This window comes from Cedecea neteri (assembly GCF_000757825.1).
Taxonomy (GTDB): Bacteria; Pseudomonadota; Gammaproteobacteria; order Enterobacterales; family Enterobacteriaceae; genus Cedecea; species Cedecea selenatireducens.
This window is the reverse complement of the sequence record NZ_CP009451.1, coordinates 4,349,071-4,374,558: the sequence shown is the minus strand read 5'-3', so window position 1 is coordinate 4,374,558 and position 25,488 is coordinate 4,349,071. Positions and strand designations below refer to the sequence as shown.

Sequence of the window (25,488 nt, the reverse complement as noted above, 5' to 3'; positions counted from 1 at the left end):
CATGATAATCCCGGCACTTGATTTAATTGACGGCAAAGTGGTGCGCCTCCATCAGGGAGATTACGGCCAGCAGCGCGATTATGGCAGCGACCCGCTGCCGCGTTTACAGGATTATCAGTCGCAGGGTGCAGAAGTGTTGCACCTCGTTGACCTGACCGGAGCCAAAGACCCGGCGGCTCGCCAAATCCCGCTGCTGCAAAAGCTGCTGGCAGGCGTAAGCGTGCCGGTTCAGGTTGGCGGCGGCGTTCGCACCGAGCAGGACGTTGAAGCCCTGCTGGAAGCCGGTGCAGCTCGCGTAGTTGTCGGCTCTACCGCGGTGAAATCCCCTGAGCTGGTGCAGGGCTGGTTTGAACGTTTTGGCGCCAATGCCTTAGTGCTGGCGCTGGATGTGCGTATTGACGCCGAGGGTAACAAACAGGTTGCGGTTAGCGGCTGGCAGGAAACCTCCGGCACCACGCTGGAGCAGCTTGTCGAACAGTTTCTGCCGTTCGGCCTGAAACATGTGCTGTGCACCGACATTTCTCGCGACGGTACGCTGGCAGGCTCAAACGTTGAGCTTTATCAGGAAGTTTGCGCGCGTTTCCCGCAGGTGGCGTTTCAGGCCTCCGGCGGTATCGGTGGGCTTGAAGATATTGCCGCCCTGCGCGGCAGCGGCGTGAAAGGCGTGATCGTTGGGCGCGCGCTTCTGGAAGGTAAATTTAACGTGAAGGAGGCCATTTCATGCTGGCAAAACGGATAATTCCTTGCCTGGACGTGCGTGACGGCCAGGTTGTCAAAGGCGTGCAGTTCCGTAATCACGAAATCATCGGCGACATCGTGCCGCTGGCGCAACGCTACGCTCAGGAAGGCGCAGACGAGCTGGTATTTTACGATATCACCGCCTCAAGCGACGGCCGCGTAGTGGACAAAAGCTGGGTGACTCGCGTTGCCGAAGTGATCGATATTCCTTTCTGCGTGGCGGGCGGGATCAAGTCCGTCGAAGATGCGGCTCAGATCCTCTCCTTCGGCGCGGATAAGATTTCCATTAACTCCCCTGCCCTGGCCGATCCTGAGCTTATCACTCGCCTGGCCGATCGCTTTGGCGTGCAGTGTATCGTGGTCGGCATTGATACCTGGTTTGATGCTGAAACCGGCAAATATCACGTGAACCAGTACACCGGCGACGAAAGCCGCACTCGCGTAACAAAATGGGAAACGCTGGACTGGGTGCAGGAAGTGCAGAAACGCGGCGCGGGGGAAATCGTCCTGAATATGATGAACCAGGATGGCGTGCGTAACGGCTACGACCTGGCTCAGTTGAAGAAAGTGCGTGAAGTATGCCACGTGCCGCTTATCGCCTCCGGCGGCGCTGGCACCATGGAACACTTCCATGAAGCCTTCCGCGATGCGGACGTTGACGGCGCTCTGGCGGCTTCCGTGTTCCATAAGCAAATTATCAATATTGGTGAACTGAAGGCGTTTCTGGTTCAACAAGGCGTGGAGATTCGAGTGTGTTAACAGAACAACAGCTATCCCAGCTGGACTGGGAAAAAACCGATGGCCTGATGCCGGTGATCGTTCAGCACGCGGCGTCCGGCGAAGTCCTGATGCTCGGCTATATGAACCAGGACGCGCTGGCGAAAACCCTTGAGAGCGGCAAAGTCACCTTCTTCTCGCGCACCAAACAGCGCCTGTGGACCAAAGGTGAAACGTCAGGGCATTTCCTGAACGTGGTGCGAATTGCTCCGGACTGCGATAACGATACGCTGCTGGTGCTGGTTAACCCCATCGGCCCAACCTGTCACCTCGGCACCTCAAGCTGCTTCGGTGAAGCGCACCACGACTGGCATTTCTTGTTCGAGCTGGAACAGCTGCTGGCTTCGCGCAAAACCGCCGATCCGACAAGTTCTTACACCGCGAAACTGTATGCCAGCGGCACCAAACGTATTGCTCAGAAGGTAGGGGAAGAAGGCGTGGAAACCGCACTGGCGGCAACCGTGAACGATCGCCACGAGCTGACCAATGAGGCTTCTGACTTGATGTATCACCTGCTGGTGCTGCTGCAGGATCAGGATTTGGACCTGAGCACGGTGATTGAAAATTTACGGGCTCGGCATAAATAAACCGGGGAATGGACGTAAAAAAGGCCGCTAACGCGGCCTCAGAATGATGACAAACAGCCGAAAACGTGGTTTTCGACTGTTTGGGGCAAACCAGAGAACATTATTCATTGTTTTTATTAGACCTGGGTTCGGGCTTTTTTAGAACAATGAACTTTGTCAGCACTCTCAGGCCGCTAACGCGGCCTTTTGTTTTTTTAGCGGGCTTACGCAGCTGGTTTATAGTTACGCAGCGCGTTACGTCCCAGGACATAACCTGAACCGACAATAATACCCAGCAAGGCAGCCAGCACGAGCGTCAGGCCTTTTTTCGGGCCGTCTTTACGCACAGGCAAAGTTGGCTTCATGATATAGCGGAACGCATAGGTTGTTTCTGGCGTCGATTTTAACTCACTAACCGCAAGCAACGCCTGGCGGGCGTTGAAGTAAGAGTTATCCAACGGCAGAGGACGAGAGGCTTCATTTTTAATCATCGAAGAAAGCGCCTCGCTACCCAGTACAAACAGGGTATCCTGAGACAAGGTTTCCGCCTGAGAGACTACAGGCTTAGTAATATTGGACTGTTGAGCGACAATCAGCGCCTGGTTTAGCTCATCAAGTCGTTTTTGCTGCTTCTCTTTGGCAACTTTTTCTTTTGCACTGAGCTGCTCTTTTATATCACTTATTTTTGCATCAATTGAAGTCTTAAGGTCATCATCAAGCTCGCTAACCGTGCGCTTATTGATTTGCTGTAGATAGACATTCAACGTTTTCTGCGCCTGCTGCGCGGAATTAGCTACGTAGCTTATTTTTAGCGGCAAAGGCTGATCCTTTGCAGCAGGTGCGATGGTTAACTGTTCGCGTTTCTGCTGATTGTCCAACTGCTCAGATAACGCGGAAATTGCAGCATTAAAACGTCCAAAGAAGCGCTGCTGAACATCAATCAGCGTAGGTGCACTATCTGGATGCTGAATACTCAGAACGTTCATCGCGTTGCTATAGTTAGAAAGCTGCCCGGCATCCGGCAAGGTTACGATAGCAGATGAGGTCCATTTCTCTTTAGCGACGAAAAGATATGCAACAGCACATAAAATGAAGGCAATGACAAAGATCGAGATTATTTTTTTACCACGCCAAAGCTGTATAAGGAGATCAATTAAATCAATTGATTCTTCATTGTGACTCTCAGTATTAACCTTTGTCACATTACTATTATTTGTATTCATAATAACCCTAGGAATTTATTAATTTTTCCGCACTATCAGAAGAACCACAAACATTTCACATAGCTAAAAACTAAAATAACAGGAATGATTCAAAAAGAAGTCACTGTTACTCAAAGCACAAAATATATAACTCAGCTTAGATTACATAAAAAGGGTCCCTGAAGAAGGACCCTTTTTAACTAGACGTCAGATTTTAAGATTAATCTAACCATTCGGTGTGGAAGACGCCATCTTTGTCGGTACGCTTATAGGTGTGCGCCCCGAAGTAGTCACGCTGAGCCTGGATCAGGTTAGCCGGCAGCACGGCAGCACGGTAGCTGTCGTAGTAGGCAATCGCAGCGGAGAAGGTCGGCGTTGGAATACCATTTTGAACAGCGTAAGAAATCACATCACGCAGCGCCTGCTGGTAATCGTCAGCAATCTTCTTGAAGTATGGGGCCAGCAGCAGGTTAGCAATCGCCGGAGTCTCAGCATAAGCGTCGGTGATTTTCTGCAGGAACTGCGCGCGGATGATACAGCCCGCACGGAAAATCTTCGCGATCTCACCGTAGTTCAGATCCCAGTTGTTCTCTTCAGAAGCGGCACGCAGCTGGGAGAAACCCTGAGCATAAGAAACGATTTTACCCAGATACAGGGCACGGCGAACTTTTTCGCTGAACTCGGCTTTGTCACCGGAGAACGGTTTAGCCTGCGGACCGCTCAGCACTTTAGATGCCGCAACGCGCTGCTCTTTCAGGGAAGAGATATAACGTGCAAACACGGATTCTGTAATCAGGGACAGTGGCTCACCGAGATCCAGAGAGCTCTGGCTGGTCCATTTACCGGTACCTTTGTTAGCGGCTTCGTCCAGAATCACATCAACCAGGTATTTACCGTCTTCATCTTTCTTGGTGAAGATATCTTTGGTGATGTCGATCAGGTAGCTGCTCAGCTCACCTTTGTTCCATTCGGTAAAGGTTTCTGCCAGCTCTTCATTAGACAGGTCCAGGCCATGCTTCAGCAGAGAATAAGCTTCTGCGATCAGCTGCATATCGCCGTATTCGATACCGTTGTGAACCATCTTCACATAGTGACCAGCGCCATCAGGCCCGATGTACGTTACGCAAGGCTCGCCATCTTCAGCCACTGCGGCAATTTTAGTCAGGATTGGAGCAACCAGCTCGTAAGCGTCTTTCTGGCCGCCAGGCATGATGGATGGGCCTTTCAGCGCCCCCTCTTCCCCACCGGAAACACCCGTACCGATAAAGTTGAAACCTTCAGCCGACAGATCACGGTTACGACGAATCGTGTCATGGTAGAAAGTGTTGCCGCCATCAATGATGATGTCGCCTTTATCCAGGTAAGGTTTCAGAGAGTCGATTGCGGCATCAGTGCCTGCGCCCGCTTGCACCATTAACAGGATACGACGCGGTGTTTCGAGGGATTCAACAAACTCTTTCACCGTGTAGTAAGGAACCAGCTTCTTGCCTGGGTTCTCTGCGACGACTTCTTCAGTCTTCTCACGGGAGCGGTTGAACACGGAAACGGTATAACCACGGCTTTCGATGTTCAGCGCCAGGTTGCGCCCCATCACGGCCATACCAACAACGCCGATCTGCTGCTTGGACATTACATACTCCTGTCTTTTAGATAGTTATACTATTGACACTAAATGGGTCTCGTTGCTAATCATCATATGATGAATAAGTTCTTGTTCATACTCTAACAGCTCAAAGTGCTTAGCCAGAAACAAACAATTGTAATATTGAATAACTCATCCAGAAACTATACTTTTAGCATTATTATCACTGACGTCCCCTTTAACGTATATTATGAAATAGATTAAATTGAGACCTCTTTCGCAATTAAAATAATCCCATCGCAACAATGACAAAGAAAAAAACTCGCTCAGAAAACTTTCTTCTTATTTTATTGATGTTTTTAAGCAACAAAATACGCGAGCTTAAACTTCGGTCTGAAAGGCATCGAAATAAGAATTGGTCATGTATAGAAAGTACACTTATCGTTCTTTTTATTTGGCTCCTATACCAACCACTTTGAATCATAGATATACGCTTCATTGCAGCACGCCAGCTATTATTAGCCCCTATTTGATTGCGCTCATGCTGTCGATACTTCATGGAGGGTAAAGCATCAATATACCATTTACATCCAGAACTGCGTGCAAGCGCATAGACAAACCAGTCATGATATTCAATTTCTTTTATCTCATCACTTTCTATCAGAATTTTTCTAAATGCACATGCAATGTTTTTATTAATAACAATCGAACAACCAGGACCTGCTGATTCAAATAAAAAATCATATTCAACCTGCTTCTGTGATTTATTTATTATTTTTGTCCGTCCATCCCTCCAAAAAGCAAGCACATTACTTGAATAGCCAGCGTATTCCCCACTGGATAATTTGGTCACTGCTCTGAAAAGTTTATCTTCATACCATATATCATCCTGGTCCGAAAACGATATAAAATCATAACCACTTACATCAACATTCTTTATTAAATGATAAAAATTACTTGCAGCATCGCCAAATCTCTCACCATATGGCAACATATGAATGTTATCATATTTTGCAGTCAACTCTGCGCAAAACTTCTCTGTGCCGTCAGTAGAAACATCAACACTTAGATAGATATCCAAGACAACATTTTTTTGATTTAATATGGACTGAACTTGCTCTTCAATCCATTCCATTCCATTGTACGCTGCAAGTAAAACCACGACACTGGCCACAATAAAGCACTCCAAATGCTAGGACACTGTAAGAAAAATGTAAAAACATACTCTACTTAAGATATATATCTAAGTAATTATCAGCCATAACTTCTCGCGTATAAGCCGTATCAAATTTAATCCTTGCTGCATTGGCTAATCTATTTGAATTGCTAATAGAATGATGAATGGCTTTTTTTAGTGAGATAATATCATCTAATTGAAAGAATGTAGTTGTGTCATAATCTAATATTTCCTTAAAAACAGGTATGTCAGAACACACGGTCACGACATTGCTACTTAAAGCTTCAGTTAATGCCAGCGGAAAACCTTCCTCCCGACTAGGCATAACATAGCAATCGAACAAAAACATATGCTCTTTCCCATTATCCCTAAAACCAGGAAAATAAACTCTATCGACCACACCTAGTGATTCACTTAGTGAATTTAATTCATCCATTATTGGGCCATCTCCAATAATAATACAGGATAATCCGGGGTCAATTGCAAGCACTCGAATAATTTGCTCTAATCCTTTTCTTTTATTAAAAAGTGCAATAGAGCCTAAGATTTTTAGTCCTTTAGATCTAAAATCACTTGCAACATCGAATATATCCTTGTCAAAATCAGATTTTTTATTTAAAGGTTCAACGCCATTATTGATTACTTCAATTTCATTTTCATTGATTTTTATTTTTTCTATATAATATTTCTTAGCAACATCTGTCAAAACTATCTTGGTATCCAATTGACACCATATCAACCTCCAAATCTTACTAAAAACAAAGGAAATAGTTTTGCCATAAGAATAAAAAAGATCCGTTTCCACAATATTATGAATAGTAGAAACCTTCTTTCCTTTAAAAAAGGGAGTAATAGCGTTGATAAAATCTGGTCGAATCATATGTGAATGAATAACGTCGAAGTCATATAACTTGTGAAAATTTTTAAGAGTCAATTTATTTTGATCGCAAGGAAATTGCATGTTGCCTTTACTGTCCAAATAGAAAACTTCAAAATAAACCATATCAGATGCCTCTGAATATTTATTCTTTAATTCTTCTATTATGTCATAAGCCACACGGACTGGACCAACATTTTGAACAGAGGGTATAATTACAGCAATCTTTTTCACATTAATACCTGAATAATATTTTATATACACATTATGAATTTCGTGACAGTGCGCAGTAGATTTTTCTTAACATGCATAGATAAAAATCAATTAAAAATCACCGTCCTATAATCATTAAAAATATCTTTAACTTCTAAATTAATGTATAGGAGGGCCAAACTAATAATCACAGTTGTGATTAAGACAAGAATAGCCAATGCCATTTTCTTGCATTCGATAAGTCTATTTATAATTGCAGGTATAAGAATAAATTCTGAACAAGATAATGTGCTTGCAGTTCTCGCACCTAAAATAGCCGTATCATTGAATGCAATATAGAAGCAGATTGATAAGAAATAAGAAAATAAAAAAACATCCAACTTATCACTCAATCCAACTATTTTTTTTACATATAAAAATAATACGAAATAAAATATCATTTTCAAAAGAATCGGATTAAACAACGAAAGCGAATAATTATAAGCATCCCACATAATATATTGGTATGTTTTCTGGACAATCCCAATATTTTGTGGCAAGAGAGAAAAAAGTTGATGCCATGTGAAATACAAAACTAAAGAAATAAATATTCCAATGCAATAAAACAAATTTCTTTTTTTCGAAAACAACCTGCTTCCGTATAGCAGAATGCCAACCAAGCCCGAAGAGTGTGCCAAAAATGAAAAATATAAAAATGCTGTAGCTTTTAAATTTTTCCTTTCACTTAAATAACACAACATAACCAACAATAGTGCCGAAGACAAACCATTTCTAATCTGGGTCATCTCTTTATTAAGAAACGAATGACAAAAATAAATCAACAAAGACAAAAAAGGAAGGGGTGAATATTTTATAAAACACCAACGATATAAAGATAAAGACAACAAACTGAAACAAAGGAATAATAAATAAGGCTCCCCATCGATTAAATTAATGAGTGATGCAATAAAATAAAATATAGGATCGCCATGAACATTTGATAAATCAGAAAATAGCACAACTGGAAATGGTGGCACTTGCGACAACATATTCAAATACTCTGGATAGTCGCGATCAACACCTTCAGCTCTTAACCCACAAAATATTATTAATAAAAGAAAAAAAAGAAAAAAAAACAACTTTAAATACAAATCATTTTTAATTTTAACATATGTCCAAGAGCCTACATTCATTATTTTCAATGAAATCTCAAGAACGCAAAAAAAAGCCAAAAAACCAGCTAAAATATAAAAAAGCATACGATCACCGACTTAATGTATTATGGCTGTCAAACATTAAACTCAATAAAATCATAAAACAGTTGATTAGATGTAAAATTCAAATGAGCCCTTTTGTAAATAGCTATATATAGTGTCATCTTTAGCACGTTTGAATATAATATTTAATAACTTAAGATAAATACTTGGAAATTTTATCAAAACCTTCAGAATGTATGCTCTTAATTTCAAACCAATTTTTCCATACTCTATATAAATATTAAGTATACGCCGAGCATAAGAGTCAATTTTCTCGTTGTCGTCTGTTCCAGCTTTATAATACGAAAGTTGAGCTATTAATTTTTCAGGTGCAGGAAGGGAACTCATTACAGCTCTTATTGCTTTTTCCCTAACTTTCGAAACAGAAATAACATCAGGTAAAAAAAGCAAATTATACAGGTTTGCAAAACGCCAACCACCAGCACCATTTTTTTCTGAACTGCCCCACTTCACTATATTATCGCTACTCAAAAAAATAGTTGCACCGTGTTGTAATGCCATAAAGACGGGAACAAGATGCTGTGCGTTAATATACGCTCCCCAAAATGCCAATGCCAAATACGGCAAGACACTCTTAATTTTATATACATTATTGGAGATCAATAAATGATTACTAATCCCTGACCCGATAAAGTCGACATACTCTTCGATATTAGTACATAACGTATCTTTTCTAGAAGTGGCAAGCAAAGCTGTAGAAAAGTTGTAAAAGTCCGCATTATATTCTCTAATTTTTGCTCTAATAATGTCTAACGCATTTTCAACTATTTCATCATCATCACTTAGCAGCCAAAGATATTCAGTATCAGCATATTCGAAACATCTTATTATATTTGCATTGGCACCAATATTAACTTTATTTTCATGCAGTACTATTCGAGCATCACAAAAAGAATCGATGATGATTTTTAGCTCATCTCCCGGCGTAGCATTATCTGAGATTATCACCCTATCGTTTACCGCTAATTGTGGTATAAGTCTCTCTAACTGTTTCCGTACTTTTTCTACTCGGTTGTAAGTTGGAATGCCTATAGTTATTTCCGTTCCGTTATTATACACAACACACCTTTATTTGAGATTATAATTATTAAAAGCAATATCAGTTCTATTATTCATCACTTTCAATTAGGAATAAATTTTCGTTTATTATACTGCCTAAATAAAATTAATACCCACGGCAAAGTAACTGTAATGAGTATAGCTAGATAGCTACTAATCATGAGAAAAACACTGTATTTAGACATAAAATATGCAAAAATTGCCACTAAAACCCCAGTAATTACTGAATTGAATAGTAAGGGTTCTTCTTTGTGTGCGCGCATGTATGATGCTAAACAAAAAATTATATGGTTAATAATGTTAATAATGGCAATTAGCACCACCGTATTAACCCCTGAAACCCTGTCAGCTAATGGCATCCCCATGATCATCATAACCTTAAGAGTAACCACAAACATAAAAGATAATAAAATATTAAAAGCGAGTGAACATATGAATATTTTTTTAAATAAAATATTTAACTCAACTCTATTGCCGCAAGATATTAATCTGGACATTGATGGTATTTTTGCATTTACCCAACTCATTGATAGCGTTAATATCGTAGAAAATATCGTAAGTAGAAGACCTAATTTACCAGCTTCCGCGGCACCTTGATTTGAAAAGACTAGTGGGTTAAATAGTTGAAATATGAAGTAACCGCTTATCCAGCTGATGGCTATGCGCCATTGGAATGGAAATATTTCATGACGCCACGAAATAGAAACCTTATTTTTCACATCTATTTTGTCCGCTTTGTACACTGGTGAAAAAAGGACACTAAATTTAATTTTGAATATATAAATAAGACTGAACAATGCAGCCATGCCAGAAACGGCAGGGATTGCATTTAATTTAAAATGAAAAGATAATAAGACAGCAAGGCTGAGGTAACCCGCAATTGATTGGTACAGTCGCAAACGTGCAACACGTCCAACAAATCCCATCCCTTCTAATACAGACAAAAACGGGCTGGCAAATATATTTAAAGATGAACAGAATACAATGCCAAACCATGCATAAACCCAATCAGACTGATGTAATGAGCCATGTGTATTAAAAAAATGAATACCAATATAATAGACAGTAACAAAAAACAAAATTGAAATGACAGCATACCACTTAACCAACATAGCTATAAGTGAATAAATCCTATCAACAGAATTCCTTCTACCATCTAATTTCCCATCTGTTACTTTTACATTTACCATTTCATGGCTAATCATTTGAGTAATAACAAAGTTAAACCCTAACTCGAAAAATATCTGCATGCCAATAAGACTAGCAAATGTAAAATAATAACCTTGCTCGGGTGTCGATAAGAAAAAAGGAATAATCAACACAAGTAATGCACCCGATACTGTCGACCATAATCTTAGTAAGAGAGTATTTCCAATATCAAAATCGACACCTAGTTTTTGAACTATTTTTTTAAAAAAAATTATCATTTATCATTCACTAATTTAAAAACCATTTAAATATTATAAGAACCAATAAGTGCATCAATTTCAAGTTGCACTGATTCTAATGATGAATAACGAGGCTCAAATCCAAATTTAGTGGCTAGTTTATTTTTAGAGTAATAATTATTTTTAGAGCCTGTCGCATTTATTATATCCTTTTCTTTTTCCTCGCTCCATTTGAGTCCATATTTATGCTCACAGAATTTCAACAACTCAAATTTATCTATTGGCATTTTAGAAAAGCAGTCAACCGCTGTATTGATATGCTCTTCATAGTTTAGCAAGGCCTCAATTAGCTGGAAAAAATCTTCTGGATGCAGATAATCTCTTACCATATGAGAAGGTGATACTGTTAAAACACTTTTATTTTTTATCGCACTAACGATATCTGTAATAAAGAAACCAGTATTCAGGCTTTGATAACGACTAAAAACATTAAAAACTCGAATATCAACAATTTTTTTATCTTTATTCAACCGATGATTAGCCTCAGCATATAACTTAGCAATTGCATATGCATTGTTGTCACCCAGTCTGTTAATAGGTATTTGTGCCATGCTTTGTTCTGTAACAGGCTCAGAGAAAACTGATCCATATACAGCACCGCTACTTAAAAACAAATATTTGCTATTTTGATGCAATGACAAGTACTTCATTACCATATTGTCATATAGTTCTGTTACTTTCATTATTTCTGAACTATTTTCAACAATACTTATTGGTTTCCCTTGCCCAATAAAATTTATTATCGCATCGAAATGTTTATCTTCGTGAGTGAAATCGATAATGTCGCAAGAACTATATGAGCAAGCCCAATCAATTTCCTTCATAAACTCAACAACATGTTCTGGCCGCCGAGAATATAGTGTCAGCGAATGATCACTGTTAGCTAGAGCCCATTGTCTAAGTAAGTCTTGAGCTATTTGACTCGTTGCACCTAATATAGCAATGTTCATCATTTAATCTTTCACCGGATACTGTTTATCAATTGGATTTCCAAACGCAAGACGTGGGCGGCACTCACGTGCATCGCTCATTAAAATTTCTATGAGCATTGGCTTAGGATCTTTAATAAAGTTATTGATATAACCTGAAAACTCAGCCAGATCGGCAGTGGTGAATGACTCAATATTATAAGCTTTACCAATACTGCTGAAGGATGAACTATAACCACTCCAGAAAGTCGAGTCATTACGCCCATCAAAATACATTTCCTGGAATGCGCGAACCATTCCTAATGACTGGTTATTGAAGACAATCGTCAATACAGGGAGGCGCTCTCTGGCAATAATATCCAGCTCCTGAATGTTCAATTGAGCGCCGCCATCACCGGTTAATATCACCGTTGGGCACTCAGCAGCATAGGCAACACCAACGGCTGTTGGGATAGCAAATCCCATGGCGCCAAGGCCACCAGAATGATGAATTGCCTGCTTTTCTCCCAGCAGTAAAGAATGAGCAACCCACATCTGATTATTACCTACATCAGCGACATAATGTACAGGCTTATTGTCAAACGCATTGCTAAGGGTTTGGCATATCTGGAATGGGCTAACCGACCAGTCTGCATATTCATCCTGGTAATTATTCTTCCAATGCGTATCTAGTTCAAGCTGCCATGATTTTTTTTCTATGTGGCTTTGCCCTTCTAAATACTGCAAATGAGCGATTAAAAAATCTTCGCAAGTTTCATTTACATTAATATCAGCGATAACTCTGTTTTCTAACTGGGCTTCATCGAGATCGATTTGTATGATTTTAGCATTACGCGCAAAATCAGCAGTATCCGCTCCCGTCTGCCTCACATCCATACGGCTGCCGAGAACAATCAGCAAATCGCAATTTTGTACGGCATAGTTAGCGGTTCGGGTACCGTAACTGCCAATCATTCCGTAGTAGGCAGGCCGTTGTCGTGTTTTTTCACTTCCTTTCAGACTACTTACGTGAGGCAGGCCAGATTCAGAAATAGCTTTTTGCCACGCGGCGAAGTGAGGCTCATTAATTGCTCCGCCACCGATAAGGAACACTGGCTTCTGAGCGCTGGAAAGTAGCGCCAATACTTCATCAAATACCTTCTCGCTGTTATTTTTGGCATTCTGCTTATCTTTTTTAACAGCCAGGTAATCAATAATATCGTCAGGTAATTCTGCACGCTGCAGATCCATTGGGATATCTATCAGTACCGGTCCAGGGCGGCCACTCTTAGCTATATCGATAGCCTGCTGCAGCACCGGAATAATTTCTTCTTTGCATGTTATTTGATGTGCAAACTTAGTAATACTTTTGACAATACTAACAATATCCAGCTCCTGGAATCCCTGCTGGCGAATATTCCTTTCTAATTTGAGCTCATTAGTATTAACCTGACCCGTTATAAAAATGCAAGGGCAACTATCGAGCCAGCAGTCAGCAATACCCGTAATAAGGTTTGTTGCTCCAGGCCCACTAGTACCCAGCGCCAATCCTAATTTCTGATTGTTTGTAGCACGAGCGATACCACCAGCTGCAAATGCTGCCGCTTGCTCATGGTGCAAAGAGACCATTTTGGTTTTGCCCAGAACATTAATACTATCGACGAGATGGGCAATCATTCCACCAATCAGCTCAAAGCCATAATCGACATTATTCGCACTTAGCACTTCAGCAATAGCATCAGAAGCTTTCATTATAACCTCAGAAATCAGGCGAACCAGAATGCCTCTGGTTCGTCATTTTTTAATTAAAAATTAGAAATTCAAACCAAAGAATTCTTCGAACTTGCTAACCACATAATCCAGGTGATCGGTGGTCAGGCCTGGGTAGATACCAATCCAGAAAGTTTGGTTCATGATGCGGTCTGTGTTCGTCAGTTCGCCAACAACGCGGTATTTGACGTTAGCGAAGTACGGCTGGCGAGTCAGGTTACCTGCAAACAGCAAACGGGTGCCGATTTTGGCTTCGTCCAGGAATTTCACCAGATCAACACGGTTTACGCCGCTGGTTTCTTTCAGCGTAATAGGGAAACCGAACCATGATGGATCAGATTTCTCAGTTGCTTCCGGCAGCTCCAGGAACTCAGCACAAGACTGCAGCGCTTGTTTCAGGTAGGCGAAGTTAGCTTTACGCTGCTCGACGAACTCTTCTACGCGCTCCAGCTGAGCCAGACCACAGGCAGCCTGCATGTCGGTGATTTTAAGGTTGTAGCCCAGGTGAGAGTAGGTGTATTTGTGATCGTAACCTTCCGGGAGAGAACCCAACTGCTGGCTAAAACGCTTGCCACAGGTGTTATCGCAGCCAGGTGCACAGTAGCAGTCACGGCCCCAGTCACGGAAGGACTCAATCAGCTTCTTCAATTCGCCGGATTTGGTGAATACTGCGCCACCCTCACCCATGGTGATGTGGTGAGCCGGGTAGAAGCTAACGGTACCGATGTCGCCGAAGGTACCCACCATTTGGCCATCATAAGTCGTACCCAGCGCGTCACAGCAGTCTTCAATCAGCCACAGATTGTATTTATCTGCAATTCGACGAACTTCGCTCAAATTGAATGCGTTGCCGAGCGTGTGAGCAATCATAATTGCTTTTGATTTCTCAGTGACGGCAGCTTCAATCAGGGAAGCGTCGATGTTGTATGTCGGGATATCAACATCAACAAATACAGGGATCAGGCCGTTCTGAATCGCAGGGTTAACGGTGGTTGGGAAACCTGCCGCGACGGTAATCACTTCATCACCAGGCTTCAGAGCGCGATCGCCCAATTTTGGTGAGGTTAATGCGGTCAACGCCAGAAGGTTTGCAGAAGAACCTGATGTGGTAGTTAACACATGTGGGACACCGATAAACTCACCCAGTTTCTTTTCGAAAGCATCGTTAAAACGGCCGGTCGTTAACCATCCGTCCAGAGAAGCTTCTACCATCAGCTGGAGTTCTTTGGCACCAATAACTTTACCAGATGGTGGCACTACGCTTGCACCTGCAACAAAAGGCTTTGGGCTCAGTGCCGCATCTGCGTATTGGGCGACGAGTTGGGAGATTTGTTCACGCAGGTTATTTGCTGTCATTGCTCTGATTCCTGTTACTTATTTTCTTAACTAATAGTGGTGGTCATGTAGTCATGGATTTCGCGCTTTGAACAAGCCAGCATATCTTCGCCGTTTATCCATGCTTTATGCCATTTAACGATGCGACCAAGTGTTTCAACCAGCCCCCAACGAGGTTGCCAGCCTAATTGCATGTGTGCTTTCGAGCAATCCAGCTTCAAGTAATGCGCCTCATGAGGATGGTTTTCACCATCCAGATGCCAGCTTGCACTTTCACCCCAAAGCCCGACCATCTTGTCGACGATGAACTCGACGGTTTTCGCATCTTCCTCACGCGGACCAAAGTTCCACCCTTCTGAGAACTTCGCCCCGTCGGAATATAAATGCTGTGCCACGACGATGTAACCCGACAGCGGCTCAAGAACATGCTGCCACGGACGAATTGAGTGCGGGTTGCGAATAACGACCTGCTGGTTATTTTCAAAAGAACGTAAAATATCTGGAATTAAACGATCTTTTGCCCAGTCTCCGCCGCCAATCACATTACCTGCTCTGACGGAAGCCAGGCCAACGCCGTGTTTATCGTAGTCTGCGGGATTAAAGAATGAGCTACGAAACGCCGAGGCAACCAGCTCAGCACAACCTTTACTGTTCGAGTAAGGGTCATACCCGCCCATCGCTTCATTTTCACGATAGCCCCATACCCACTCGCGATTCTCATAGCATTTATCGCTCGTGATATTAACCACGGCCTTGACTCCCCCAACCTGTTTAACCGCTTCGAGCAGATGAACGGTGCCCATCACATTGGTCGAATAGGTTTCAATCGGTTGTTCGTAAGAGAGACGGACCAGCGGCTGAGCCGCCATATGGAAAATGATTTCGGGCTTAAACGCCGCAATAGATGCACGTAGCTTTTCAAAATCACGGATGTCGCCAATTTCTGACTCCATGAAGTCATCAAGGTGTGCGATATCAAAAAGACTTGGATCGGTTGGGGCCGCTAATGAGTAACCCTTTACCACGGCCCCCATTTCAGTCAGCCACAGTGAAAGCCAGCTTCCTTTAAAACCTGTATGACCGGTAACGAATACCCGTTTCCCCTGCCAAAAGCTCTGATTAATCATTCAACTATTCCCAGGTTTTCCATGGAGCTTTACCTTTTTCCCACAGGCCTTCCAGGTAAGTCTTATCACGCAGCGTATCCATTGGCTGCCAGAAGCCGGTGTGCTCATAGGCCATCAGTTCACCCTGTTTTGCCAGGGCCATCAAAGGCTCCTGCTCCCAGGTCGTCGCATCGTTGTCGATGAGATCGATGACGGAAGGATTCAGAACAAAGAAGCCGCCGTTGATCATCGCGCCGTCGCCTTTCGGCTTTTCCTGGAACGAACGAACCTGACCCGCGTTAATATCCAACGCGCCGAAACGGCCCGGTGGGAAGGTCGCCGTTAACGTGGCTTTTTTACCGTGTGACTTATGGAAATCAATGGTCGCTTTGATATCCAGATCGGCGACACCGTCACCATAGGTGAACAGGAAAGCCTCATCATCTTTTACATACTCAGCGACGCGTTTCAGGCGGCCACCGGTCATTGAAGCGTCGCCGGTATCCACTAAAGTGACGTTCCATGGTTCAACGCGCTTGTGATGTACTTCCATGCGGTTTTCTGCCATATGGAATGTGACATCGGACATATGCAGGAAGTAGTTCGCAAAATACTCTTTAATCACATAGCCTTTATAACCACAGCAGATAATGAAATCTTTAATACCGTGGGCGGAATACATTTTCATAATGTGCCAGAGAATTGGCTTGCCACCGATTTCAACCATCGGTTTTGGCTTTACAATTGTCTCTTCACTTAATCTGGTTCCAAGTCCACCAGCCAGAATCACCGCTTTCATGTCGTGCCCTCAATTTTATTTCGATGCGGTAAAGGCATCAGAATAGAAGTTCTCTACGGAGAGATGTTTAGTCATAAAGTCCTTTTTACTGGCATCGATCATGACAGGCGATCCGCATGCATAAATGTCGAAGGACTCAAGGGAATCAAAATCATCCATTACGGCGTGATGGACAAATCCTTTACGCCCGTTCCAGTTTGCATCTTCGCCTGATACCACCGGAACAAAATGAATGTTGTCGTGCTGTTCACACCATTGCTGTGGCAACGGTGAATAGAAGTCATTTCCCTGCGGCATGCCCCAGTAGATATGAATCTCGCGCATACTGTTATTCTGCACAAGATGTTCAACCATTGATTTTACCGGTGCAAACCCAGTACCACCGGCCAGGAAAATCAGCGGCCGCTCATTCTCTCTGATGAAGAATGTCCCGCAAGGCCCTTCAATTCGCATCAGCGTATTTTCTTGCAGATCGCTGAAAATAAGCGTGCTCATCTGGCCATTGGGCACATTTCTGATATGAAGCTCAACGCCGTCGGCCTCATTGCTATTAGCAATTGAATAGCTGCGGGTCACGCCTTTATATTGCAAATTAATATACTGCCCTGGCAGGAAGCCCATTTTCGCAGTAGGCGGCATGCGCAGCTTCAGGCTGATAACATCTGCAGAAACCAATTCGGCGCTATTCACTTTGCAAGGAACGATTTTCTTTACTTGCCCAGCCAGTTCCGGGAAGTAGTTCGCCTTAAGCTCCAACGCTGTTTTAGGCTTACAGCAGCAAGTCAGTATTTTTTCCCCGTGGCCGAATACTCTGCCACTGGCATCGATAGCCTCCCCTGCAAGCAGGTCAGATTCGCAAATACCACAATCGCCGTTTTTACAGCTGTGCTCAAGGTGAATACCTGCTGAAAGCGCCGCATCGAGGATGGATTCATCCTCTTTGCCAGGAAATTCAATGTTTGAAGGAAATATTTTTATAATGTGAGACACGTTATTTACTCTGAGAATGAAACCTGATGCAGCAACGGCGCTACAGCATCTTTGGCTGATAGCTCTGGCGGTTGAGAGATGGGCCAATCGATACCAATACTTTCGTCATTCCACAAAATGCTGCCTTCAGAGGAAGGGGCATAGTACTGGGTTGCTTTATATAAAAACTCAGCCGTATCGCTCAGCGTGACGAAGCCATGAGCAAAACCTTCAGGGATCCACAGCTGGCGTTTATTTTCCGCAGACAAATGAACGCCAACCCACTGGCCGAACGTTGCTGAGCCTTGACGAATATCAACCGCAACGTCAAACACTTCACCGGCAGTGCAGCGGACTAATTTACCCTGCGCGTGCTCGCCTCTTTGGAAATGCAAACCTCTCAGTACACCTTGCCTGGACTTCGAATGGTTATCCTGCACAAAAGCCACCGGGCGTCCGACAGCCTCTTCGAAAATACGCTGACTAAAGCTTTCAAAAAAGAAACCGCGTTCATCGCCGAACACTTTAGGTTCAAAGATCAGAACTTCTGGTATTGCCGTTTTTATTACGTTCATGACTTATAAACCTTTGACCATCTTCAGGAGATATTTACCGTAATCATTTTTGGACAACGGTTCAGCCAGTTTTCTAACCTGCTGAGCGTCGATAAATCCTTTACGGAACGCAATCTCTTCCGGGCAGGCAACTTTGAGACCCTGACGCACTTCAATGGTCTGGATAAAGTTACTGGCCTCAATCAAGCTCTGGTGAGTCCCGGTATCAAGCCAGGCATAGCCCCGCCCCATCATGGCAACCGATAATTCCTCTTGTTCCAGATACAATCGGTTAATATCGGTAATCTCGAGTTCACCGCGTGGAGATGGCTTCAAGCTTTTCGCCATTTCGACAACGTTTTTGTCGTAGAAATATAATCCGGTCACCGCATAGTTACTTTTGGGTTCAAGCGGCTTCTCTTCAAGCGAGACGGCTTTACCACTTTTATCAAACTCCACCACACCGTAACGTTCCGGGTCATGGACATGGTAGGCAAAGACGGTGGCACCAGATGTTTTGACCGTTGCATTTTCCAGCTGTTTTTGCAGGTCGTGACCATAGAAAATATTGTCACCCAGCACTAACGCACAATCGCTATCGCCAATAAACTCTTCACCGATAATAAAAGCCTGCGCCAGCCCGTCCGGGCTTGGCTGCACTTTGTATTGCAGGTTAAGCCCCCACTGTGTGCCATCACCCAGTAATTGCTCAAAGCGCGGCGTATCCTGCGGCGTACTGATGATTAAGATGTCACGGATACCGGCTAGCATCAGCGTGCTGAGCGGGTAGTAGATCATCGGTTTATCGTAAATAGGTAACAGTTGCTTGCTGACAGCCATCGTTACTGGATAAAGACGAGTGCCGGAACCCCCGGCCAGAATGATGCCTTTACGTGAAGTCATGTTCATTTCTCTACTCATGTGTTTCACCCATCCCGGGTCAAACATGTTACTGAAAAACTATGCGTTAGCCGTAAACAGCTCAGTAAGCATGCGTTTTACACCGTGTTCCCAGGACGGTAACACCAGACCAAATGTCTGCTGGAACCGGGTATTGTCTAATCGAGAGTTCGACGGTCGGCGGGCGGGTGTTGGGTAAGCAGATGTTGGCAACGGATTTGTTCTCGTCACAGCCAAATCAACACCTGCATTTTTAGCTTCAGCAAACACTAATCGAGCGTAGTCGTACCAGGTTGTCGAGCCGGAAGCTACCAGATGGTATAACCCTGCAACATCGGGTTTTTGTCGCGCAATTCGAATGGCGTGGGCCGTGCAATCAGCCAGCAATTCAGCGCCTGTTGGGGCACCTGTTTGATCGTTGATAATAGACAGTTCTTCACGATCTTTTGCCAGACGCAGCATGGTTTTTGCGAAATTGTTGCCTTTAGCGGCATAAACCCAGCTGGTTCTGAAAATCAGATGGTTAGGGCAATGTGCCTGTAACGCTATCTCACCGGCACGCTTCGTTTCACCGTAGACATTCAGCGGTGCAGTCTCATCGGTTTCTTTCCAGGGTGTTTCACCATCCCCTGGGAAAACATAATCGGTAGAGTAATGCACAACCCACGCACCGATTTTTGCGGCCTCTTTAGCGATGGCTTCAACGCTGATGGCGTTTAGAAGCTGCGCCAGCTCAGGTTCGGATTCTGCTTTATCCACCGCCGTATGCGCCGCTGCATTAACGATGACGTCAGGCTTAACGCGGCGTACCGTTTCAGCAATGCCTTCCGGATGGCTGAAATCACCGCAAAATTCTTCTGAACGAACATCCAGAGCAGTAACGTTACCTAATGGTGCCAGCGCGCGCTGTAGTTCCCAACCTACCTGCCCCGTCTTACCGAAGAGTAAGATATTCATTTACGCTCACCGTAATTTTGCTCAATCCAGCTTTTATAGGCACCGCTCTTAATGTTTTCTACCCATTGCTGGTTGTCTAAATACCACTGAACCGTTTTACGAATACCCGACTCAAACGTCTCCTGCGGCTTCCAGCCCAGCTCGCGCGAGATTTTATCTGCATCAATCGCGTAACGACGGTCATGCCCAGGACGGTCAGTGACATAGGTAATTTGGTCGCGGTACGAGCCCTCTTTAGGCACAATCTCGTCCAACAAATCACAGATGGTATGCACAACCTCGAGGTTCTTCTTCTCGTTGTGACCACCGATGTTGTAGGTCTCACCTACCTGCCCTTGAGTAACAACCGTATAAAGCGCACGCGCGTGGTCTGCAACATACAGCCAGTCACGGATCTGATCGCCCTTACCGTAAATCGGCAGCGGTTTTCCTTCCAGAGCATTCAGAATAACGAGTGGGATCAATTTCTCAGGGAAATGGAACGGCCCGTAGTTATTTGAGCAATTGGTGACGACCGTCGGCAAACCATAGGTGCGGAGCCAGGCGCGAACGAGATGATCGCTGGAAGCTTTCGATGCAGAGTATGGGCTGCTTGGCGCGTACGCCGTCGTTTCTGTAAACAGGGGCAATGCTTCGCCCTGTGCAACTTCATCCGGGTGCGGAAGATCGCCATACACTTCATCAGTAGAGATGTGATGGAAACGGAAGTTCGTCTTCTTCTGTGCGGCTAATCCGGACCAATAATGGCGTGCAGCTTCAAGCAGTACGTAAGTCCCAACAATATTGGTCTCAACAAAAGCTGCCGGGCCAGTGATGGAGCGATCGACATGGCTCTCTGCGGCCAGATGCATGACGGCATCCGGCTGGTGTTGTTCAAAAATCTGCTCGATTGCTGCAGCATCGCAAATATCCGCCTGAACGAAATGATAGCGCTCATTAGCGGCGACATCGGCTAAAGACTCCAGATTACCGGCATAGGTTAACTTATCTACGTTAACCACACTATCCTTAGTATTATCAATGATATGACGAACAACGGCTGAGCCAATAAACCCGGCACCGCCGGTAACTAGGATTTTCACTGTGCAGTCTCTCTATAATCTTGTTATTACATTCAAGGGAGCAGCACCCTGAATATAATATATTTGAGATATCTCTTAAGGATAGATGCATGCTGAACCTGAATTTTAGCCATGCTACCGCCCCTGGCTCAACAGCTACCAGTGCACTGTACAACATAGGCCATAGCGTACCTTCAGGTACCGCATGCAAGAAATCGCCACGATTTTATATTTCATACGGCAATTCTCAAGGAAAAACTTTGGTCTATACACAACGGCCAAAAAATGATAAGCCCATGAAAAACTTAGACTTCACTGTCGATTAATAAAGCAAAACGGCGGCTCATCGTTCAACGCCTGGCTCAGACTGAACGTTATGCCACCGTTTACCGCACCCTCATCCATGAAAGCGACTTAAAGCAGGACTATGCGTCAGCAAGAAGCTTTTGAATACGCTCGCGAAACTTCTGCCCTTCTTTATGGTTGCGTAGCCCGTACTGGACGAACGCCTGCATATAGCCCATTTTCTTACCGCAGTCGTAGCTCTCGCCGGTCATCTGCATCACTTCAACTGGCTGAGTTTCGTTCAGTACCGCTATGGCGTCGGTTAACTGAATACGCCCCCATGCACCTGGTTCCGTTTTTTCCAGCAGCGGCCAGATATCGGCCGAAAGCACATAGCGCCCCACCGCCGCGAGATCGGAGTCCAGCGTTTGCGGCTGATCCGGTTTTTCAACAAACTCAACTACGCGGCTCACCTGCCCTTCATTCAGCAAAGGTTCCTGAGTGGTAATCACCGAGTAGGCAGCCAGATCTTCATTTGGCATATGCTTAGCCAGCACCTGGGTGCGGCCGGTTTCATTGAAGCGAGCCACCATGGCGGCCAGGTTATAGCGCAGCGGATCGGCACTCGCGCCATCAAGCACCACATCTGGCAAAACCACCACAAATGGATTGTTACCAACGATCGGCTGTGCGCAAAGGATAGAGTGCCCCAGCCCAAGCGGCTGAGCCTGGCGAACGTTCATGATGGTGACGCCCGGAGGGCAGATAGACTGGACTTCAGCCAGCAGTTGGCGCTTAACGCGCTGCTCAAGCAGGGCTTCCAGCTCGTAAGAGGTGTCGAAGTGGTTTTCAACGGCATTCTTGGAAGAGTGAGTCACCAGCACGATTTCTTTGATACCCGCGGCAACAATTTCGTCGACGATATACTGGATCATCGGTTTATCAACAATTGGCAGCATCTCTTTAGGGATAGCTTTTGTTGCTGGCAGCATATGCATGCCCAAACCGGCTACCGGGATAACTGCTTTAAAATTAGTCATTTCGCTCCTACCTCATAACAGCTGAGAAAATGCATATTCACGCTTAACTTGAACAGTCTTTGATGACTTAACATCAATTGAACAATCTGAGAGCACTGTTGAGTTAAGATACTCTTTCGCTGCCATAAGCTTTACTCAGAATAATCGGAAAGCAATCGCGAATACTAACTAATTGATATATTTCCGAATTTTCGTAGTTCGCAAGTCATCTTCAGCAATGTGTTACTCAGTCACAAACGTAATATCGTCTTTCTTATCATGCACAAATTCATACTGCAGAGTACGATCCAATCCCTGAGAGAGCGAGTAAGGAGCAAAAAAACCACAGCTATGCACTTTTGACGCATCAAACTGAGTAGTTGCACAGAATTTCTTCACCCGAACAGCGCTAATAGCGTATTTTTTACCGGTAACTTTACTTAAAATATCGAAGCAAAGGCCACCCAACATGCCAAGGCTGTATGGAAGATGTACAGAAGGAATCTTTTTATTGAGACTTTTTTCTACTTCAGAAACCAACTGATTCATATTGAGATCGGGTTTGTCGACGTAGTTGTAAACCTCATAACCGACATGTACGTTAGCTAATTTGTACTTAATAAATTCAACAATATTACCAACATAAGCCATTGACTTATAGTTATTGCCGGCCCCAACCATCGCAAATTTCCCGCTCGCAATCTGCTTGAGCAAGTTGTATACATTGCCTCGGTTACGCTCCCCAAAAATAACGGTAGGACGAATGATAGTCAGTGAACGATCGCCTGGAGAGTTCTGATGCCATTCACGCAATACCTCCTCTGCCTGCCACTTGCTCTTGCCGTAATGATTGAAGGGATCATGGGGATGACTTTCATCAGGGTTTGTTTTATTCAATCCATAGACCGCCACTGAACTTGTGAAAATGATGTTTTTGACACCATTTTTTTCCATTGCAGCCAGTACGTTACGTGTACCTTGAACATTTACGTCGTAGTAAAGCGATGTTGGACTAACATCATCACGGTGTTCAGCAGCTAAAAGAACGATTGTGTTATAACCGTTAAGTGCCTTGTCGAGGGTTTCCTGATCACGCACATCTCCCAGCGTAGTGATTTCAGGATAGAAATGGCTTTGCTGCTTATCCAGGTTATGGATAGCAAAGTCGGGAAGGGTTGTCTCCAGAAGTCTGGTGCCTACGAAGCCAGATGCGCCGATTAACAAAACTTTTTCGTTCATAAATCACTTATTCTGTTTGTATTGAACAAAATTTGAGATAAAGCTGGATGCTTAGCTTGGATTGTAACCACCAACAATCCAGACCCTAACTTTAACTAGCGGATCCTCAGATTATAGTCTTTTCGTGCTTTGATGCCAGCATGAATTCGCTAAACAAATAACGCATGCTAGCGCTCTGGCGCGGCGAGCAAAATAGGCAAACACCTCTACTTAAGCGTCCGTTGACTGAGAATTGTCCCAAAGGGAGTTGCAATATTACTTATTCACTTCCGGCAGCCTGAAATTGAGATTCTCACTATTGACATGTAGCTGGTCTACCCGGTCTATATCTACCGAGCTTTGCCCTTTTTCATTGACAGCATGAATATTTGACAGCGACAGTAAGGTGTCATTTTTAGCCATAAACTTCCCACGTACGTCTTTGCGAAGATCAAAGTTCATCTTCAGCGCAGGTCCGTTAGTTGAAAGCTGCATAACATTGATATTTCTCATAAAAAGATGCTGAGGTTTGTTATGAAACTCTAGCGTCGCGCGCTTCATGGTAACGTTGGTCATCGCCACAAAGGAGGTCGCATTGCCGGATGAAATCTGGATACCGCGCAGCGGGCTGGTCAGCTCGCTGTTATCAAGTTTTATATCGCTCAGCTTAAAATTTTGCGGAATAGACAGGTAATTACCTTTGATTACACCGTAACCAATCAGCATTCCCGCACTGTTAACCATATCCACATCATCAATCACAAAGTTATCGCAGCCATATATCGCGACGGTGGCATTATCGATCCCGGCGGTGCGGCTAAAGGTCGGATTAATATTACGCGCTTTTACGTTACGAATAAGGAAATGCTTCCCATTCTCAACATGAACTAACTGGCGACAGTTACTGCCGGTGATATTGGCCACCACGAAGTTTTTTACCGCCTGATCTTCTGGATAATTATTGTTATACGTACTGCCCGCCAGCCCGATGCCTATTCCCCAGTTAATCTTTCCGTTAGTACAGTTAATGTTGTCAATAACATGGTCAGAAATCAGCAGATCGCTATCGTTTATCGCCACGTTCCACTCAATGGCATCCCCTTGCAGATGGCTGAAATGGCCGTTAGTGATGCGAACGTTCTCCATGCGGTTATGAAAGCCCTGGCGCAGTATCGCGTAGTTGGCATCGTGTACGGTGATGTTGTCGATGGTGAAGTTACGCATCGTACGGTTATCTTTCCCGCCAATGTAAATCTGCGCCACATTGACAAACCCGCTCATATCAATGCCTTTGATCGTACAGTCGGAACCCCGCACATCCAGCGTGATGTTGTTAAACCGCCCCTTTCCCTCGCCGACAATCTGGCAGCCATCCTGCAGCACAAAGCGCCCTTTGCCGTTGCCTTTCAGCCCGCCGGCCACCTGTAGCGTTTTACCCTGCGGCATGAAAATAGCGGTATTGATGCTGTCGCAGACTAAATCCACCGGCACCTGAACGACGTCTGCCTCGGCAAACGCCTGCTTAAAGGCGGCTATCCAGTCGTTTTGATAGAAATCTTTGACGTTGACCTCTGTTCCCCGGCCGATAGCTTTTACCGTGCCGGGAATAAGGGATGCAGCCGCTAGTGCAGAACCCGCGGCCAGCAGCTTACGGCGAGATGCGGAGAAAGGAATGCGCTTCAGTGGATTGCTTTTCGACATAAGTCCTCATC

The 25,488-nt window shown here is 44.4% G+C and carries 24 protein-coding genes; 4 read left to right on the top strand and 20 right to left on the bottom strand.

Going from position 1 to position 25,488, the window contains the following annotated elements; all coding sequences use genetic code 11:
* The first annotated feature begins 1 nt into the window (after position 1).
* The 3 genes from hisA to hisIE are packed head-to-tail and all read left to right on the top strand — an operon-like array spanning position 2 to position 2,102.
* Entirely contained in the window at positions 2-739 is a 738-nt protein-coding gene (gene hisA / locus JT31_RS20180; RefSeq protein WP_038481337.1) for a 1-(5-phosphoribosyl)-5-[(5-phosphoribosylamino)methylideneamino]imidazole-4-carboxamide isomerase, read from the top strand.
* Entirely contained in the window at positions 721-1,497 is a 777-nt protein-coding gene (gene hisF / locus JT31_RS20175) for an imidazole glycerol phosphate synthase subunit HisF (protein ID WP_038481334.1), read from the top strand. Before hisA ends, hisF begins: the two co-directional genes overlap by 19 nt.
* Entirely contained in the window at positions 1,491-2,102 is a 612-nt protein-coding gene (hisIE, locus tag JT31_RS20170; protein WP_038481331.1) for a bifunctional phosphoribosyl-AMP cyclohydrolase/phosphoribosyl-ATP diphosphatase HisIE, read from the top strand. The genes hisF and hisIE overlap by 7 nt, the downstream gene beginning before the upstream one ends.
* Before the next feature lie 203 nt (positions 2,103-2,305).
* On the opposite strand, the gene wzzB is transcribed toward hisIE, so the two are convergent.
* From wzzB to rfbB, 17 genes are all read right to left on the bottom strand, one after another.
* Positions 2,306-3,304, bottom strand: coding sequence for an LPS O-antigen chain length determinant protein WzzB (wzzB, locus tag JT31_RS20165; RefSeq protein ID WP_052049029.1), 999 nt, complete (start codon positions 3,302-3,304; stop codon positions 2,306-2,308).
* Positions 3,305-3,503: 199 nt separating this feature from the next.
* A complete protein-coding gene (gene gndA, locus JT31_RS20160) occupies positions 3,504-4,913 on the bottom strand; it encodes an NADP-dependent phosphogluconate dehydrogenase (protein ID WP_038481327.1) in 1,410 nt (469 codons plus the stop codon).
* 235 nt (positions 4,914-5,148) lie between these two features.
* Positions 5,149-6,039 carry a glycosyltransferase gene (locus JT31_RS20155; RefSeq protein WP_144244071.1) on the bottom strand — a complete coding sequence of 297 codons (891 nt, stop codon included), beginning with the start codon at positions 6,037-6,039 and terminating at the stop codon, positions 5,149-5,151.
* Between the two features lie 52 nt (positions 6,040-6,091).
* Positions 6,092-7,153, bottom strand: a complete 1,062-nt coding sequence (locus JT31_RS20150; protein ID WP_038481324.1) for a glycosyltransferase family 4 protein — start codon at positions 7,151-7,153, stop codon at positions 6,092-6,094.
* 86 nt (positions 7,154-7,239) lie between these two features.
* Positions 7,240-8,370 carry an EpsG family protein gene (locus JT31_RS23325; RefSeq protein ID WP_071842993.1) on the bottom strand — a complete coding sequence of 377 codons (1,131 nt, stop codon included), beginning with the start codon at positions 8,368-8,370 and terminating at the stop codon, positions 7,240-7,242.
* 66 nt (positions 8,371-8,436) lie between these two features.
* Entirely contained in the window at positions 8,437-9,447 is a 1,011-nt protein-coding gene (locus tag JT31_RS20140; RefSeq protein WP_038481318.1) for a glycosyltransferase family 2 protein, read from the bottom strand.
* 62 nt (positions 9,448-9,509) lie between these two features.
* A complete protein-coding gene (locus JT31_RS20135; RefSeq protein WP_038481315.1) occupies positions 9,510-10,874 on the bottom strand; it encodes a hypothetical protein in 1,365 nt (454 codons plus the stop codon).
* A 26-nt stretch (positions 10,875-10,900) separates the two neighbouring features.
* On the bottom strand, positions 10,901-11,848 hold the full coding sequence (locus JT31_RS20130; RefSeq protein WP_081948203.1) for an NAD-dependent epimerase/dehydratase family protein: 948 nt from the start codon (positions 11,846-11,848) through the stop codon (positions 10,901-10,903).
* Positions 11,849-13,555, bottom strand: coding sequence for a thiamine pyrophosphate-binding protein (locus JT31_RS20125; RefSeq protein WP_038481312.1), 1,707 nt, complete (start codon positions 13,553-13,555; stop codon positions 11,849-11,851). It lies immediately after the preceding gene.
* Positions 13,556-13,615: 60 nt separating this feature from the next.
* Entirely contained in the window at positions 13,616-14,929 is a 1,314-nt protein-coding gene (gene rfbH, locus JT31_RS20120; protein ID WP_038481309.1) for a lipopolysaccharide biosynthesis protein RfbH, read from the bottom strand.
* Positions 14,930-14,955: 26 nt separating this feature from the next.
* Positions 14,956-16,035, bottom strand: a complete 1,080-nt coding sequence (rfbG, locus tag JT31_RS20115) for a CDP-glucose 4,6-dehydratase (RefSeq protein ID WP_038481306.1) — start codon at positions 16,033-16,035, stop codon at positions 14,956-14,958.
* A gap of 4 nt (positions 16,036-16,039) precedes the next feature.
* A complete protein-coding gene (gene rfbF, locus JT31_RS20110; protein WP_038481303.1) occupies positions 16,040-16,813 on the bottom strand; it encodes a glucose-1-phosphate cytidylyltransferase in 774 nt (257 codons plus the stop codon).
* 15 nt (positions 16,814-16,828) lie between these two features.
* A complete protein-coding gene (locus tag JT31_RS20105) occupies positions 16,829-17,803 on the bottom strand; it encodes a CDP-6-deoxy-delta-3,4-glucoseen reductase (protein ID WP_038481300.1) in 975 nt (324 codons plus the stop codon).
* A gap of 5 nt (positions 17,804-17,808) precedes the next feature.
* The gene (gene rfbC / locus JT31_RS20100; protein ID WP_038481297.1) at positions 17,809-18,357 is read right to left on the bottom strand and encodes a dTDP-4-dehydrorhamnose 3,5-epimerase; all 549 of its coding nucleotides are present in this window, start codon (positions 18,355-18,357) and stop codon (positions 17,809-17,811) included.
* Between the two features lie 3 nt (positions 18,358-18,360).
* On the bottom strand, positions 18,361-19,239 hold the full coding sequence (gene rfbA / locus JT31_RS20095; protein ID WP_038483367.1) for a glucose-1-phosphate thymidylyltransferase RfbA: 879 nt from the start codon (positions 19,237-19,239) through the stop codon (positions 18,361-18,363).
* 57 nt (positions 19,240-19,296) lie between these two features.
* On the bottom strand, positions 19,297-20,193 hold the full coding sequence (gene rfbD / locus JT31_RS20090; protein WP_038481294.1) for a dTDP-4-dehydrorhamnose reductase: 897 nt from the start codon (positions 20,191-20,193) through the stop codon (positions 19,297-19,299).
* Positions 20,190-21,275, bottom strand: coding sequence for a dTDP-glucose 4,6-dehydratase (gene rfbB / locus JT31_RS20085; RefSeq protein ID WP_038481291.1), 1,086 nt, complete (start codon positions 21,273-21,275; stop codon positions 20,190-20,192). Before rfbB ends, rfbD begins: the two co-directional genes overlap by 4 nt.
* Before the next feature lie 89 nt (positions 21,276-21,364).
* Between rfbB and JT31_RS23790 the strand changes: the two genes are divergently transcribed.
* On the top strand, positions 21,365-21,580 hold the full coding sequence (locus JT31_RS23790; protein ID WP_144244070.1) for a hypothetical protein: 216 nt from the start codon (positions 21,365-21,367) through the stop codon (positions 21,578-21,580).
* A 99-nt stretch (positions 21,581-21,679) separates the two neighbouring features.
* On the opposite strand, the gene galF is transcribed toward JT31_RS23790, so the two are convergent.
* The 3 genes from galF to wcaM all read right to left on the bottom strand — a co-directional run bounded on the left by galF (position 21,680) and on the right by wcaM (position 25,477).
* Positions 21,680-22,579, bottom strand: coding sequence for a UTP--glucose-1-phosphate uridylyltransferase GalF (gene galF / locus JT31_RS20080; RefSeq protein WP_038481289.1), 900 nt, complete (start codon positions 22,577-22,579; stop codon positions 21,680-21,682).
* 222 nt (positions 22,580-22,801) lie between these two features.
* Positions 22,802-23,797: an NAD-dependent epimerase/dehydratase family protein gene (locus tag JT31_RS20075; protein WP_038481286.1), complete on the bottom strand. Its 996-nt coding sequence runs from the start codon at positions 23,795-23,797 to the stop codon at positions 22,802-22,804.
* A gap of 255 nt (positions 23,798-24,052) precedes the next feature.
* Positions 24,053-25,477 (bottom strand): colanic acid biosynthesis protein WcaM, encoded by a 1,425-nt coding sequence (gene wcaM / locus JT31_RS20070; RefSeq protein ID WP_038481283.1) that lies wholly within the window; start codon positions 25,475-25,477, stop codon positions 24,053-24,055.
* Between the last annotated feature and the right edge of the window lie 11 nt (positions 25,478-25,488).

Excerpts from the sequence above, each read along its gene's own strand:
- rfbD (WP_038481294.1), bottom strand. The coding sequence starts at position 20,193 with ATGAATATCTTACTCTTCGGTAAGACGGGGCAGGTAGGTTGGGAACTA.
- JT31_RS23325 (WP_071842993.1), bottom strand. The coding sequence starts at position 8,370 with ATGCTTTTTTATATTTTAGCTGGTTTTTTGGCTTTTTTTTGCGTTCTT.
- rfbG (WP_038481306.1), bottom strand. The coding sequence starts at position 16,035 with ATGATTAATCAGAGCTTTTGGCAGGGGAAACGGGTATTCGTTACCGGT.
- wzzB (WP_052049029.1), bottom strand. The coding sequence starts at position 3,304 with ATGAATACAAATAATAGTAATGTGACAAAGGTTAATACTGAGAGTCAC.
- JT31_RS20125 (WP_038481312.1), bottom strand. The coding sequence starts at position 13,555 with ATGAAAGCTTCTGATGCTATTGCTGAAGTGCTAAGTGCGAATAATGTC.
- JT31_RS23790 (WP_144244070.1), top strand. The coding sequence starts at position 21,365 with ATGCTGAACCTGAATTTTAGCCATGCTACCGCCCCTGGCTCAACAGCT.
- galF (WP_038481289.1), bottom strand. The coding sequence starts at position 22,579 with ATGACTAATTTTAAAGCAGTTATCCCGGTAGCCGGTTTGGGCATGCAT.
- hisF (WP_038481334.1), top strand. The coding sequence starts at position 721 with ATGCTGGCAAAACGGATAATTCCTTGCCTGGACGTGCGTGACGGCCAG.
- rfbF (WP_038481303.1), bottom strand. The coding sequence starts at position 16,813 with ATGAAAGCGGTGATTCTGGCTGGTGGACTTGGAACCAGATTAAGTGAA.
- JT31_RS20135 (WP_038481315.1), bottom strand. The coding sequence starts at position 10,874 with ATGATAATTTTTTTTAAAAAAATAGTTCAAAAACTAGGTGTCGATTTT.
- rfbA (WP_038483367.1), bottom strand. The coding sequence starts at position 19,239 with ATGACTTCACGTAAAGGCATCATTCTGGCCGGGGGTTCCGGCACTCGT.
- rfbH (WP_038481309.1), bottom strand. The coding sequence starts at position 14,929 with ATGACAGCAAATAACCTGCGTGAACAAATCTCCCAACTCGTCGCCCAA.
- gndA (WP_038481327.1), bottom strand. The coding sequence starts at position 4,913 with ATGTCCAAGCAGCAGATCGGCGTTGTTGGTATGGCCGTGATGGGGCGC.
- hisA (WP_038481337.1), top strand. The coding sequence starts at position 2 with ATGATAATCCCGGCACTTGATTTAATTGACGGCAAAGTGGTGCGCCTC.
- rfbC (WP_038481297.1), bottom strand. The coding sequence starts at position 18,357 with ATGAACGTAATAAAAACGGCAATACCAGAAGTTCTGATCTTTGAACCT.
- wcaM (WP_038481283.1), bottom strand. The coding sequence starts at position 25,477 with ATGTCGAAAAGCAATCCACTGAAGCGCATTCCTTTCTCCGCATCTCGC.
- JT31_RS20130 (WP_081948203.1), bottom strand. The coding sequence starts at position 11,848 with ATGATGAACATTGCTATATTAGGTGCAACGAGTCAAATAGCTCAAGAC.
- JT31_RS20075 (WP_038481286.1), bottom strand. The coding sequence starts at position 23,797 with ATGAACGAAAAAGTTTTGTTAATCGGCGCATCTGGCTTCGTAGGCACC.